Origin of the sequence: Stenotrophomonas sp. GD04024 (genome assembly GCF_029837545.1) — a bacterium.
In the GTDB taxonomy this organism is placed as follows: domain Bacteria; phylum Pseudomonadota; class Gammaproteobacteria; order Xanthomonadales; family Xanthomonadaceae; genus Stenotrophomonas; species Stenotrophomonas forensis.
Genome location: NZ_JAOEDV010000012.1, coordinates 18,932 through 32,131 on the forward strand (window position 1 = coordinate 18,932; position 13,200 = coordinate 32,131).

Annotated in this window: 13 protein-coding genes; 7 read left to right on the forward strand and 6 right to left on the reverse strand. The window is 68.2% G+C overall.

The annotated features are described in order from the left end of the window. Positions 1-93: 93 nt before the first annotated feature. From N7590_RS05920 to rnfB, 4 genes are all read left to right on the forward strand, one after another. Entirely contained in the window at positions 94-537 is a 444-nt protein-coding gene (locus N7590_RS05920; protein ID WP_006462411.1) for a DUF2147 domain-containing protein, read from the forward strand. A gap of 82 nt (positions 538-619) precedes the next feature. After that, positions 620-2,701 carry a methionine--tRNA ligase gene (metG, locus tag N7590_RS05925; protein ID WP_164242753.1) on the forward strand — a complete coding sequence of 694 codons (2,082 nt, stop codon included), beginning with the start codon at positions 620-622 and terminating at the stop codon, positions 2,699-2,701. 77 nt (positions 2,702-2,778) lie between these two features. After that, complete coding sequence (locus N7590_RS05930) at positions 2,779-3,369, forward strand: HAD-IB family hydrolase (RefSeq protein WP_279935248.1); 591 nt, start codon at positions 2,779-2,781, stop codon at positions 3,367-3,369. 24 nt (positions 3,370-3,393) lie between these two features. Beyond that, positions 3,394-3,816, forward strand: coding sequence for an Rnf electron transport complex subunit RnfB (gene rnfB / locus N7590_RS05935; RefSeq protein WP_164242754.1), 423 nt, complete (start codon positions 3,394-3,396; stop codon positions 3,814-3,816). Positions 3,817-3,859: 43 nt separating this feature from the next. Here the strand turns inward: rnfB and N7590_RS05940 are convergent, their stop codons facing one another. After that, positions 3,860-4,207, reverse strand: coding sequence for a RidA family protein (locus N7590_RS05940; RefSeq protein ID WP_005418155.1), 348 nt, complete (start codon positions 4,205-4,207; stop codon positions 3,860-3,862). Positions 4,208-4,399: 192 nt separating this feature from the next. Between N7590_RS05940 and mprF the strand changes: the two genes are divergently transcribed. Continuing rightward, on the forward strand, positions 4,400-6,964 hold the full coding sequence (gene mprF / locus N7590_RS05945) for a bifunctional lysylphosphatidylglycerol flippase/synthetase MprF (protein WP_279935239.1): 2,565 nt from the start codon (positions 4,400-4,402) through the stop codon (positions 6,962-6,964). 29 nt (positions 6,965-6,993) lie between these two features. On the opposite strand, the gene N7590_RS05950 is transcribed toward mprF, so the two are convergent. The 4 genes from N7590_RS05950 to N7590_RS05965 all read right to left on the reverse strand — a co-directional run bounded on the left by N7590_RS05950 (position 6,994) and on the right by N7590_RS05965 (position 9,857). Then, entirely contained in the window at positions 6,994-8,340 is a 1,347-nt protein-coding gene (locus tag N7590_RS05950; protein ID WP_053511576.1) for an AcvB/VirJ family lysyl-phosphatidylglycerol hydrolase, read from the reverse strand. Between the two features lie 78 nt (positions 8,341-8,418). Continuing rightward, entirely contained in the window at positions 8,419-9,036 is a 618-nt protein-coding gene (locus N7590_RS05955; protein ID WP_053511577.1) for a DUF998 domain-containing protein, read from the reverse strand. Further along, positions 9,033-9,206 (reverse strand): oxidoreductase-like domain-containing protein, encoded by a 174-nt coding sequence (locus tag N7590_RS05960; protein ID WP_053511578.1) that lies wholly within the window; start codon positions 9,204-9,206, stop codon positions 9,033-9,035. The genes N7590_RS05955 and N7590_RS05960 overlap by 4 nt, the downstream gene beginning before the upstream one ends. A 48-nt stretch (positions 9,207-9,254) precedes the next feature. Continuing rightward, the gene (locus N7590_RS05965; protein ID WP_164242756.1) at positions 9,255-9,857 is read right to left on the reverse strand and encodes a hypothetical protein; all 603 of its coding nucleotides are present in this window, start codon (positions 9,855-9,857) and stop codon (positions 9,255-9,257) included. Positions 9,858-10,086: 229 nt separating this feature from the next. On the opposite strand from N7590_RS05965, the gene N7590_RS05970 reads away from it, so the two are divergent. Continuing rightward, positions 10,087-11,238, forward strand: a complete 1,152-nt coding sequence (locus tag N7590_RS05970; protein ID WP_053511580.1) for a transglutaminase domain-containing protein — start codon at positions 10,087-10,089, stop codon at positions 11,236-11,238. 7 nt (positions 11,239-11,245) lie between these two features. Here N7590_RS05970 and N7590_RS05975 read toward each other — a convergent pair whose 3' ends face one another. After that, complete coding sequence (locus N7590_RS05975) at positions 11,246-11,581, reverse strand: zinc ribbon domain-containing protein YjdM (RefSeq protein WP_006462284.1); 336 nt, start codon at positions 11,579-11,581, stop codon at positions 11,246-11,248. A gap of 170 nt (positions 11,582-11,751) precedes the next feature. On the opposite strand from N7590_RS05975, the gene N7590_RS05980 reads away from it, so the two are divergent. Further along, the gene (locus tag N7590_RS05980) at positions 11,752-13,113 is read left to right on the forward strand and encodes an Hsp70 family protein (RefSeq protein ID WP_053511581.1); all 1,362 of its coding nucleotides are present in this window, start codon (positions 11,752-11,754) and stop codon (positions 13,111-13,113) included. Positions 13,114-13,200 lie beyond the last annotated feature (87 nt).

The following is a 13,200-nucleotide window of genomic DNA, read 5'->3' on the forward strand; positions in this document are numbered from 1 at the left end:
CCCTGCAAAGCCCCCCCTTCCCCATACCCCGCCGAATGGGTATACAGTCGACCCGTACCGGCATCGTGCCGGAATGAACCCTGGGAGGGGACCATGCGCAAGACCTTCAAGACCCTGCTGCTGGCGCTGCCGCTGTGCCTGGCCGCGCTCTCGGCGCAGGCCGCCGACGGCGCCGCCGGCCGCTGGAAGACCATCGACGACAAGACCGGCAAGGTGAAGTCGATCGTGGAGATCACCCAGGCCGCCAATGGCACCCTGACCGGCAAGGTGGTCGACATCCTGCACTCGGACAAGGGTCCCAACCCGGTCTGCGACGGCTGTGAAGGCGCCAACAAGAACAAGCCGGTAAAAGGCATGACCATCCTCTGGAACCTGAAGGCCGACGGCGCCAACAAGTGGTCCGGTGGCACCATCCTCGACCCGGCCAACGGCAAGACCTACAAGTCGAAGATGGAACTGCAGCCGGGTGGCACCAAGCTGGACGTATCCGGCTGCATCGCCTTCATCTGCCGCGCGCAGACCTGGCAGCGCGAATAAGCGCCCTGACCCGCCCCCGGCCGGGTCACCTCGTTGCGGGCATGCGATACTCTGCGGTTCCCCTCGGCTTCACCCCGCGACCATGACCCGTACCGCGCTCGTCACCACCGCCCTGCCCTACGCCAACGGCCCGCTGCACCTGGGCCACCTGGTCGGCTACATCCAGGCCGACATCTGGGTGCGTGCGCGGCGAATGAGCGGCGGCAAGGCCTGGTTCATCTGCGCCGACGACACCCATGGCACGCCGATCATGCTGGCTGCGGAAAAGGCCGGGGTCACCCCGGAAACCTTCATCGCCAACATCCAGGCCAGCCACGAGCGTGACTTCGCCGCCTTCGGCGTCGCCTTCGATCACTACGACTCGACCAACTCGGCGGCCAACCAGGCGCTGACCGAGCAGTTCTACCTGAAGCTGGAAGCGGCCGGCCACATCAGCCGCCGTTCGGTGGCGCAGTTCTACGACCCGGCCAAGGGCATGTTCCTGCCCGACCGCTACGTCAAGGGCATCTGCCCGAACTGCGGCAGCCCCGACCAGTACGGCGACAACTGCGAAGTGTGCGGCGCCACCTATGCGCCGACCGACCTGAAGGAGCCGCGTTCGGTCATTTCCGGTGCCACCCCGGAAATGCGCGATTCGGAGCACTTCTTCTTCGAGGTCGGCCACTTCGATGCGTTCCTGCGCGACTGGCTTGCCGGCGATGTCGCCCTGCCGGGCGTGAAGGCCAAGCTGGGTGAATGGCTCAATGCCGAAGGCGGCCTGCGCGCGTGGGACATCTCGCGCGATGCGCCGTACTTCGGTTTCCAGATTCCCGGCCAGCCGGGCAAGTACTTCTACGTCTGGCTGGACGCGCCGATCGGCTACCTGTCCAGCTTCCAGACCCTGTGCGGCAAGCTCGGCGAAGACTTCGAATCGCACCTGCGTGCCGGCACCAGCACCGAGCTGCACCACTTCATCGGCAAGGACATCGTCAACTTCCACGGCCTGTTCTGGCCGGCGGTACTGCACGGTACCGGCCATCGCGCGCCGACCCGCCTGCACGTCAACGGCTACCTGACCGTGGACGGCGCCAAGATGAGCAAGTCGCGCGGCACCTTCGTAATGGCCCGCACTTTCCTCGACGCTGGCCTGGAACCGGAAGCGCTGCGTTACTACTACGCGGCCAAGTCCGGCGGTGGCGTCGACGATCTCGACCTGAACCTGGGTGACTTCATTGCCCGCGTCAATGCCGACCTGGTCGGCAAGTTCGTCAACCTGGCCAGCCGCTGCGCCGGCTTCATCAGCAAGCGCTTCGACGGCCAGCTGGCCGCGCAGCTGCCCGATGCGGCGCAGTACCAGCGTTTCGTCGATGGCCTGGCGCCGATCCGCGAAGCGTACGAGCGCAACGACCCGGCTGCGGCGATCCGCCTGACCATGACCCTGGCCGACGAAGCCAACCGCTACATCGATGACGTCAAGCCGTGGGTGATCGCCAAGCAGGAAGGCGCCGATGCGCAGCTGCAGGCGGTCTGCAGCCAGGGCCTGAACCTGTTCCGCGTGCTGGTCACCGCACTGAAGCCGGTGCTGCCGGCCACCGCCGCGCAGGCCGAGGCCTTCCTGGCTGCGCCGGTGAACGACTGGACCGACCTGGTGCAGCCGCTGCTGGGCCACCGCATCACCGACTACACCCCGCTGTTTACCCGTATCGACCCGAAGAAGATTGACGCCATGATCGACGCCTCCAAGGACACCCTGCAGCCGGCCGCCGCTGCTGCCCCCGCCGCCAAGGCCGACGCCGCCAAGCCGGCCGCACCGGCACCGGCCAAGGACGAAGCGAACAGCGCCGACGCGCCGGCCTACATCGGCATCGATGATTTCGCCAAGCTCGACCTGCGCATCGGCAAGGTGCTGGTGTGCGAATTCGTGGAAGGCTCGGACAAGCTGCTGCGCTTTGAACTGGATGCCGGCGAGCTGGGCAAGCGCCAGATCTTCTCCGGCATCCGCGGCAGCTACGGTGAGCCGGAAAAGCTGGTGGGCCGCAGCGTGGTGTTCATCGCCAACCTGGCCCCGCGCAAGATGCGCTTCGGCCTGAGCGAAGGCATGATCCTGTCGGCCGGCTTCGACGGCGGCGCGCTGGCGCTGCTGGACGCCGACCGCGGCGCACAGCCGGGCATGCCGGTCCGCTGATGCCTCAAGCGGGCGTGGCCACGGCCGCGCCCGCCGGCAGCACCGGCCACGGGGGCAACGCGATGGGAGGCAACGGAATGGAACTGGCGCTGTTCGACTTCGACCACACCGTGACCACCTGCGATACCTATGGCCGTTTCCTGCGCCGCGTGGCCACGGCCGAACAGCTGGCGCAGGCGTGGTGGAAAGTCGGCCCGTGGCTGGTGGCGTACAAGCTGAAGCTGATCTCGGCCGAACGCATCCGTGCACGCGTCACCCGCCTGACCTTCAGCGACCGCCACAGCGATGACATCACCACGCTGGCCGCCGGCTTCTCGCGCGAATTCCTGCCCGAGGTGGTGCGCCCGGAAATGCTGGAGCAGATCCGCTGGCACAAGGAACAGCAGCACACCGTGGTGATCGTGTCCGGTTCGCTGGACCTGTACCTGAAGCCATGGTGCGAGCAGCTGGGCCTGCAGTTGATCTGCAACCGGCTGGAGAGCCAGGACGGCCGCCTGACCGGTCGCTATGCCGGTGGCGACTGCGGCCCGCGCGAGGTCGAGCACATCCGTCGCCAGTTCGATCTGTCGCGTTACGTGCGCATCCATGCCTACGGCGACAGTTCCGAAGACAAGCCGATGCTGGCACTGGCCCACGAGCGCTGGTTCCGTGGCAAACCCCTGAAGTAACCCAACGCGCAGCCTTCGCCACGCATGAGCCTGACCCCGCCCCTGACCGAACGACTCGACCGCCTGCTGCCCCAGACCCAATGCGGGCAATGCGGTTACGACGGCTGCCGCCCCTACGCGCAGGCGATGGCGCGCGGCGAGGCGGGCGTGGACCGCTGCCCACCGGGTGGCGATGCCGGTGCGCGTGCACTGGCCCAGGTGCTGGGCACACCGGCCATTCCGTTTGACCGCTCGCGCGGCGAGCACAAGGCCGCGCAGGTTGCGTTGATCGTGGAGGCCGACTGCATCGGCTGCACCAAATGCATCCAGGCCTGCCCGGTGGATGCCATCGTCGGCGGTGCCAAGTACATGCACACGGTGATCGCCGATCTGTGCACCGGCTGCGAGCTGTGCATTCCGCCGTGCCCGGTGGACTGCATCGAACTGGTGCCCCCGCAACAAGGCTGAGATCCCTTTTCCAACGGAAAAGGGATCTGACCCCGTTCAATGATTACGGCACCGCTGCCGTCACCACGATCTCGACCTTCCACTCGGCGTGGGCCAGCTTGGCTTCGAACGTTGCGCGGGCCGGGGTCGCGCCCTCGACCACCCACTCGTCCCACGCCTTGTTCATGCCATCGAAGTCGGCGATGTCGGCCAGGAACACTTCCGCGCGCAGCACGTGCTGGCGATCGCTGGCCACCAGCGCCAGCAGCTTGTCGATCTCCGCCAGCACCTGCCGGGTCTGACCGGTGATGTCCTGACTGGTGTCTTCCGGAATCTGGCCGGAGAGGTAGGCGACCTTGTTGTACACGGTCATTTCGGACATGCGCGGTCCGACGTCGTAACGCTCCATCATGGGCGTGGCTCCTGCGGGTGATCAGGCCTGCATTGTCCTCCAAAGCGGTCAACGATGGGTGCACGCGGGCGTGCCGCACAACGCCACTACCGCGCTCCGACACGCCCGCTGGTCAAATGCCCGCGACAGGCGCACGATGCGCCACGCCCGCGTTGACACCGCCCTCGCCCTCCCTGACGCACCCTTGCGCCGATGACCGAAACCACCGACCCCGCCACCGCTTCCTCCACCCCGGCATGGAAGCGGGTCCTTACCATCGTCGTCCCGCTGCTGATCCTGGCGCTGGCCCTGCATGGGCTGGCCAACGAGTTCGATGAGAACGGCTACCGCGCCATCCGCCACGCCTTCCATCAACTCAGCGGCACGCAGATCGCGCTTACCGTGGTGCTTGGCCTGGCCAGCTACGCCTGCCTGATCGGCTTTGACGCCATCGGCCTGCGCCGCAGCGGCATCCGCGTGCATCCGGCACGCATCGGCATCACCGCGTTCCTGGCACATACGCTGGGCCAGACCGTGGGCTTCGCCGCGCTGACCGGTGGCGCGGTGCGCCTGCGCGGTTACCGCACCGCCGGCCTGGACCTGGCGCAGATCGGCCAGGTGGTGCTGATGAGCACGCTCGGCTTCGTGTTCGGTGCCTGGCTGCTGATCAGCGTGGCGCTGTGCATGGAGCCTGAAGCCGCGGCGCTGGCACTGCCGCTGAATCCGGACGCGGTGCGCGTGGTCGGCATCATCGCGCTGTTCGCCTATCTGGCGATGCTGCTGCTGGTCGGCCGCGAAGGCCGCCAGTTCAGCGTGTTCGGCCATGGCCTGTGGCTGCCCGACCGCCGCACCATGATCGGCGTCACCGTGCTCAGCGTGATCGAACTGGTACTGGCCAGCGCCGCGTTCTACGCGCTGCTGCCGGACTCGACGCCCACCGGCCTGCCCGGCTTCGTCGGCCTGTACCTGGTCGCGGTGCTGGCCGGCCTGGTCTCCACCGTCCCCGCAGGCCTCGGCGTGTTCGAATGGAGCCTGCTGAAGCTGCTGCCGCAGGTTGCACCGGCGGCGGTGCTGGCCGCCGCGCTGATCTACCGCGTTACCTACTACGTGCTGCCGTTGGTGCTGGCCACCCTGCTCGCATTGGCCCCTGCCCTGCGGCAACCGCTGCAGGCCAGCGCCGGCGCCACCCGCGCCGGCTGGAACGCACTGCGCCCCTGGTTGCCACAGATCATCGCGCTGGCGGTGTTCAGCATCGGTGCCGCGCTGGTCATCGACGGCACACTGCCCACGCCACGCCGGCATCTGGTCAATGCCTCACTGCCGGTCCTGGAAACCTCGCACCTGATCGGCAGCCTCAGCGGTGTCGCGCTGCTGCTGATCGGCCAGGGCCTGGCCCGGCGCAGCCATGCGGCGTGGATGCTGGCGATGGCGGTGTGCGTGGTCACCCCGTTGCCGCTGTGGCTGCGCGGCGGCCAATGGTTGATCGCAGTTTCCGCAGTGCTGGCGGCGATGGCCCTGTGGGCCGCGCGCCGCGAGTTCTACCGCCAGGGTGCGCTGCTGGACGAGGCCTGGTCGTGGCCATGGCTGCGCAACCTCGGGCTGGTGCTGGTCGCGGTCACCTGGCTGCTGTTCTTCACTTACAGCCACGTCGAATACCAGAACGAGCTGTGGTGGCAATTCGCGGTGTCCGGCAACGCGCCGCGTGCGCTGCGTGCGCTGCTGGTGGTGGCCATCGCGCTGGTGATGTTCGGCCTGGCGCGATTGCTGCACAGCACGCGCAGCCCGCTGCCGGCCGCCGATGAAGCCACGCTGCAATCGCTGGCGCCGGTGCTGGCCGGTGCCACCGATACCCAGGCCTGCCTGGTGCTGACCGCCGACAAGGCGGTGCTGCGCGATGATGCCAGGCAGGGCTTCGTGATGATGCAGCGCTATGGCGGCTCGCTGATCGCGATGGGCGATCCGGTCGGACCGCCGGAGGTCGCCCGCGCATTGATCTGGCGCTTCCGCGAGGAGGCCGACCGGCTCGGCCTGCGCCCGGTGTTCTACCAGGTGGGCGAGACCTACTGGCAGACCTACCTGGACCTTGGCCTGGGCCTGGTCAAGCTGGGCGAGGAAGCGATGGTGCCGCTGCACGACTTCGGCCTGGAAGGCCGCGAGCGCGCCGACCTGCGCCAGGCCTGGAACCGCGGCAAGCGCAGCGGCCTGTCATTCCGGGTGGCGCCCGTGGAGGAGATTCCCAGCCTGCTGCCACTCCTGCATGCGATCTCCAACGCCTGGCTGGACGACAAGGCCGGCGATGAAAAGGGCTTCTCGCTGGGCAGCTACGACCCGGATTACCTGGCGCGCTTCCCGGTCGCACTGGTCGAGGCCGAAGGCCAGATCGTGGCGTTCGCCAACCTGTGGCAGGCACCGGCCGGCGCCGAGCTGTCGGTGGACCTGATGCGCCATGTCAACGAGGCGCCCAAGGGCACGATGGACTTCCTTTTCATCGAACTGTTCCTGTGGGGCCGCGCGCAGGGCTACGCGCGCTTCTCGCTGGGCATGGCGCCGCTGTCCGGCCTGGCCCAGCATCGGCTCGCGGGCCGCTGGAACCGGCTGGCCGGCCTGCTGGCGCGGCACGGTGAACGCTTCTATGGCTTCAGTGGCCTGCGCCGCTTCAAGTCGAAGTTCGATCCGCAGTGGCGGCCGCGCTATCTGGCAGCGCCCGGCGGCATGCACCTGCCGGCGGCGCTGCTGGATGCCACGCGCCTGATCTCGCTGGACCCGCGGCGGAATTGAGACCCCCTACCGCCGGGCATTGCCCGGCGCTACGCGCCACCCTTGAGGATCACCTCGGCCAGGCGGTCGTAGTCACCATTGAAGTGATGGTCGCCCGGCAGCTTCACCTTCTGCACGCCATCGTTGGCGGGAAGGCCCGGGCACAACGCGTCATCGTCGTCCTGCCCATACACGCACAACGTCTTGCCAGCCGGCAGCTTCGCCACTTCCGGCGCGATCGGCAGGCCGTCACCGCCGCCGCCCAGCCAGTTGCTGACATGGAACTCGAAGTCGGCCTTCTTGCCCACCGACAGCAGCACAATACGGTCCAGTGCCGCGCGGGTATCTGCATCGAGCTGGTTGATGGTGGCCGGCAGCACGTCGGCGCCCTGCGAGAAACCGATCAGCATCACCTTGTCGCGGTGCCACTGCTGGCGGTAGTGATCGATGATCTTCTGCAGGTCCGCAGCAAAGCCCTTCGGCGTGCGCTCGCTCCAGAAGTAGCGCAGCGAATCGATGCCGACCACCGCCACGCCGTGCTCGTTGAGCGACGACGCCACGTCCTTGTCCAGGCCGGCCCAGCCACCGTCGCCGGAGACAAACACGGCCAGCGTGTCACCGTTGCCGGTCGCCGGTACTTCCACCACCGGCAGGCCCTTCAGCGCAGCCGGCGGCGGTGCCAGGCTGACACCCGCCTGCGCCCCCATCACCCGCGCCGCAGCCACCAGGCCCGGTGAGGCATCACCGCGCGTGGTGCGCTTGAACTCGCGCGCCATCGCCACCTGCTGCACGAACCCGCTGGCCTCGCCCATCTTGCAGCCGTGATCACCGGCCGCACTCAACCACGGGAAGTTCAGTTCGGCGGGCTGCAACCTGTTGCGCTTCACGCCATCGCCGCAGACCATGCGCTCGTGGCTGTGGTCCGGGCAGAAGCCGGTGGTGAGCAGGCCGGCGAATACCTGGGTATCGGCCTGCGCCGCCAGCGAGTAGGCCATTTCGGCACCTTCACCATCGCCGCCGACCAGCGGCAGGTGATAGCCGGGAAGATGCAGCGACGCCTGCAGCCAGCGCGAGAAGTTCTCGACGTCACCGGAACCGAACGAGCAGGTCGGGTTACCCTCGCGCTTGAGCACCCCGCGCAGATGCGCGATATCCACGGCAGCGACCATCGCGCCATCGGCACGCAGGGCCTCGATCGGCAAACGGCTGGTATCACCGCCGGCAGAAGGTTCATGGAACCAGATCACTACCCGCTGCGGCGTTCCCGACGGCATGTGCACCGGAATCTGTTCGAACCGCCCGTGGCTGAACTGCTGCACGTTGGCCGCCGCCATCGCCGGCAGCGCAGCCAGCGCCAGTACCACACCCATTGCCCTGCCCAGCCCTGCACGCTTCATATCGCAGCCCCGATGGAATGCGCACACGATACGCCGCCACCGCGTGCACGGCACGTACCGGCGCAGGCCGTTGGGGGTTCAGTGAGGGGCGGGACGGCGGCTGCGGCGGTACAACGCCAGCGCCAGGTACAGCAGCCAGCCCACGATCACCGCAATCACAACCTTCTGCCCCAGCCCACGCGGCGGCCCAGCGCGCCACAGCACGTGCAGCCAGAGAAGCACGAACGCCAGCCACGCCCAGCCCCAGAGCAGGCCGGCGGCGGACTGCCAGCCCGGTTCGCGGCGCAGGTACCAGGCCTGCAGCAGCATGCCGACGCTGGCACACAGGAACGCGGTGTTGGCCGCCAGCCCATGGATGAACGGTGCCAGCAATGGCGTTGCATCAGGCAGCCAGCTGTCACCGATGGCGACGGTGGCCAGCCCCAGTGCGGACACGGTGAACAGCAGCGGCGCGGCCCCGCTGCGACGCGGGCCGATGCTGCCGCGATACAGCGCGATGCCGAGCACCGCGATGGCCAGCGCCAACAGGCAGTACGCCGCGCGCAGTGCCAGCCCCCACGGCCCATGCAGGTAGAGGCTGAGCGTGGCCCGCACCCAGTCCAGGTCGGTGCGCGCGAACTGGGTCCACAGTGCAGTCGCCACGAACAGCAGCAACGCCACCATCGCCAGCACTGCCGCCGGACGCGCGCGGTTCATGGCGCGGCATCCGGATGCCGCGCCTGCCACTCGGCCAGCGCCTTGCGGTAGCGCTGCAGCTCATCGGCATACAGGTCAAGCACGCACAGCGGGCAACCACTGCCGCAACACTCGTTGGGACCGGGTTCTTCCGGCGGCAGCGGGCGGGGATCGGGATCAGGGACGGACACGGTCGGAAACGGTGTTGGGGGAAACAGCGCCCAGTGTACCGGGCGGGCTCAGCGGCCCAACTGCCGGCGCAGGTTGTCGCGGGCCGCGGCATCCAGGCGCTGGTGGAAGAAATCGCTGAGGAAGATGCGTGGCGCGCGCAGCAGGCCCTGCAGGAAGCGCCGGCGCCCGGCACGGTACAGGAAGCCCGGTACCACGCCCGTGTACTCCTCGGCCACGCCGCGGTCGTAGGCGGCGAACACCGGTTCCGGCGCGGCCAGGATCGCCATGTCGCAGTCCAGGAACAGCGCGGCCTCGGCATCGACATCGTCCGGGCCGAGCTCGCCATGGCGGGCGGTCAGCAGGATCAGCTGCTCGACCCGGGTGCCATCGACGGCGGCCAGTTCCGGTGCCTGCGCGATTGCCTGCAGCGCCAGCTGCGCCGAGCGTGCCTCGTTGTCCTTGCGCCCGGCCTGGTAGATCGCATCGTGGTAAAGCGCGGCCAGATAGACCTCGGCCGGCTGCTGCCAGCCCGGGCCATCAGCCACCTCCTGGCAGTGCTGCAGCACGGCGCGCACGTGGCCGAAGTGGTGGTAGGCGCGAGGCGGCGTTGCATAGCTGTCCTGCAGCGCCTGCCACTGCGCCGGGGAAAGCGAGAGCGGTGAGAAGTCCATGCCCGGATCATCCCGCCTGCGCCGGCGGCGGGCAAGCTGGCTGTTTTTTCACCACGCACTCACAACGCTTGCCGGGCGCGGCCTGGGCGCGGTTGTCCACAGCTTTGTCGAGCGCTGGTCCACACCGGTTGTGGATGAACCGCGACGCCGACCAACGGTCGCTGCAGCGGAACATCCCTGGGTCTACACTCGCCACAGGCGGGAGCGCCCGCCGCTGCCGGGAGCTGTCATGTACCGTCCTTCCGTCCCTTGCCTGGCCCTTTCGCTGCTCGCCCTCTGTGCGCCGGCCTTCGGCGCGGACCCGGCGCCGCCTGCAACGGTGGTGACCACTCCAACCATCACCGTGTCGGCCCCGCGCGTGCCAACGCCGGAGGAAGTGTTCGCCATTCCGGCGGACCTGCGCGCGATGCTGCAGAAACAGGTGATCCAGCGCAGCTACTCCCGCGACCTGCGCCTGCAGGCGCTGGTGGAAATGATCTTCGACCAGCACGGCCTGGACCTGCAGTACGACGCCAATGCGACCTACACCGTCAGCGAAATCTGGCAGCACCGCCAGGCCAACTGCCTGGCCTTCACCCTGCTGTTCGTGACGCTTGCCCGCGAAGCCGGCATCCAGGCCCGCGTGCAGGAAGTGGGACAGGTGGTGTCGTGGTACCAGGACCAGCAGAACGGCGTGGTCTACAACGTCGGGCACGTCAACGCCGGCGTCGACGTCGGCGGGCGTTTCGGTACCGTCGACCTCGACCGCAACGTGCTCTACGACCGACGCGGGCCGGTTCCGGTCAGCCGTGCGCGGGCCTTGGCGCATTTCTACAACAACCGCGGCGCCGAGTACCTTGCCGAAGGTGACCTGGTGGGCGCACGCGCGTTCTTCGACGCAGCGCTGGCCCAGGACAGCGGGTTCGCTCCAGTCTGGAACAACGTCGGCGTGCTCGACCATCGCGCAGGCGACAACGAAGGCGCACGACAGGCGCTGGACAGGTCGCTGCAGCTGGATGGACGCCAGGATGCCGCGCTGACCAATGCCTCGGCCCTGTTCCGCAGCCTGGGCCTGACCGCGCAGGCGCAGGCGCTGGAGCGCCGGTTGACGTCGGTGCAGCGCGAGGACCCGTTCGCACAGTACATGCTCGGCGCCAAAGCCGAGCGTGCGGGCCAGCTGGATGCGGCGATCCGCTACTACCGCCAGGCGGTGCGCCTGTATGACACCGCGCACCAGTTCCACTTCGGGCTGGCACGGGTCTATTTCCTGGCCGGCCAGCTCAAGCGTGCCGATCGCGAAATGCTGCGCGCGCAGGAACTGGGCGGGGCCCAGGAGCAGGCACGCTACCAGGCCAAGCTGGACAGCCTGGCGCGCTGGCGCGCGCAGCAGGCCAGGCGCTGAGGTCCGGTCAGGCCTTCTTGAGGAAACAGGTCTTCAGGACCAGCCCCTTGATCTTGTCCGAGTTGCCTTCGATGTGCTCGGCATCGTCCTCGACCAGGCGGATGTTGCGGATCACCGTGCCCTGCTTCAGCGGGATCGAGGAGCCCTTCACCTTCAGGTCCTTGATCACGGTGACGGTGTCGCCGGTCTGCAGGGTATTGCCGTTGCTGTCACGCACGACCAGGGTCGAACCGGCGCTTTCCTCGGCGGTCCACTCGAAGCCGCAGTCGGCGCAGATCCACAGCGCGCCATCGGCATAGGTGTTTTCCAGGGTGCACTGCGGGCAGGCGGGGGCGGACGACATCGGCAAGTACCTCAAAATGAATCAACAGCCGCCATTGTAACCGGCCGGCCTTTTTCCCATTCCGCCGGGAGGGGCGGCGGCAGCCCTCCTTCACGGCAGGACGCAGGAACTTGCAGTTGGTGGCGAACTGCAGCAGAGTGCGCGGCCCCTGATCGTCCCCGGAACTCCCCATGCGCCTCGGCATCGACTTCGGTACCAGCAACTCCGCCGCCGCCATCGTGCATGAGGGAAAACTGTTGCCGATCCGCTTCGGCGATGCCGAGCAGTTCCGCACCAGCGTCTACTTCCCCGGCGTGGTGCCCGACCCGGACGACTTCCAGCTCGACGACGGCCAAGAACACCAGCTGCAGCAGATGATCGACAGCGCCGCCCGCGCAGCGCGTGCCGCCGGCCAGGAACGCACGCCACAGGCGCTGCGCCGCGAAGCCCTGCGCGCGTTGCGCCGCGAGTGGATGGAAGCCCGTGCCGGCCAGGAACGCAGTGCCAGCGACCTGCTGCAGAACGCGGTCTACGGTGATGAGGCTCTGGAAGCGTATTTCGAGGAACACGAAGGCAACCTGGTGCAGAGCCCGAAGTCGATGCTGGGCTACAACCTGCACCCGCGCGCCAGGCAGACCATCACCGGCATCGCCGCGCACATCCTTGAACACATCCGCCTGACCGCCAGCGCACAGCTTGGCCGCCCGCTGCGTGCCGCCCTGCTCGGCCGCCCGGTGCAGTTCCGCAGTTCGATCGGCGCGGCCGGCAACGACCAGGCACTGGACATCCTGCGCGAGGCCGCCACCCAGGCCGGCTTCGACCAGATCGATTTCCTCGAAGAGCCGGCGGCGGCGGCCATGCACTACCACGCCGAAAGCCGCGAGCGGCATCAGGCCGTGATCGTCGACATTGGCGGCGGTACCACTGACATCGCGCATGCCGAAGTCGGCGGCGACGACGCACCGCGCATCCACCGCGCCTGGGGTATCGCCCGCGGCGGCACCGACATCGACCTGGCACTGAGCCTGTCCAGCTACATGCCGCTGTTCGGCCGCGGCATCACCCGCGTACCGGCCCACCACTATGTGGAGGCGGCCACCGTCCAGGACATGACCCGCCAGCGCGATTTCCGCCTGCACAAGTACGACCATGTGGACGCGCCCTGGGGCGACCGCCTGCAGGCCCTGCAGGACACCGGCAATACCGCGCGCCTGTACCGCGATGTCGAACGCGCCAAGATCGCCCTGAGCGCTGCCAGCGAGCACCGCAGCACGCTGGACTACATCGCCCGCGATCTGCATGCCGACAGCAGCGCCGACGGCCTGGCCGCCGCCGCCCATGGGTACCTGGAGCAGATCCGCGAACTGCTGGCCCAGGTTCGCAGCGACATCGGTGGCGACCCGGATGCGGTGTTCCTGACCGGCGGCATGTCCCGTGCCGGCTACCTGCGCCAGGCCGTGGCCGAGGCCTTCCCGGGCGCCCGCATGGTCTACGGCGAACCCTCGCTGGGCGTGGTCCAGGGCCTTGCGCTGGCCGCAGCCAGCCAGGATTAACAAAACGTTACGCGGTCTAAGTTACTCTTGGTCGGCTAGAACCCTGCTGCACCTTCCACCGGCCACGCCGGTGCGTGTCTTCCGTGC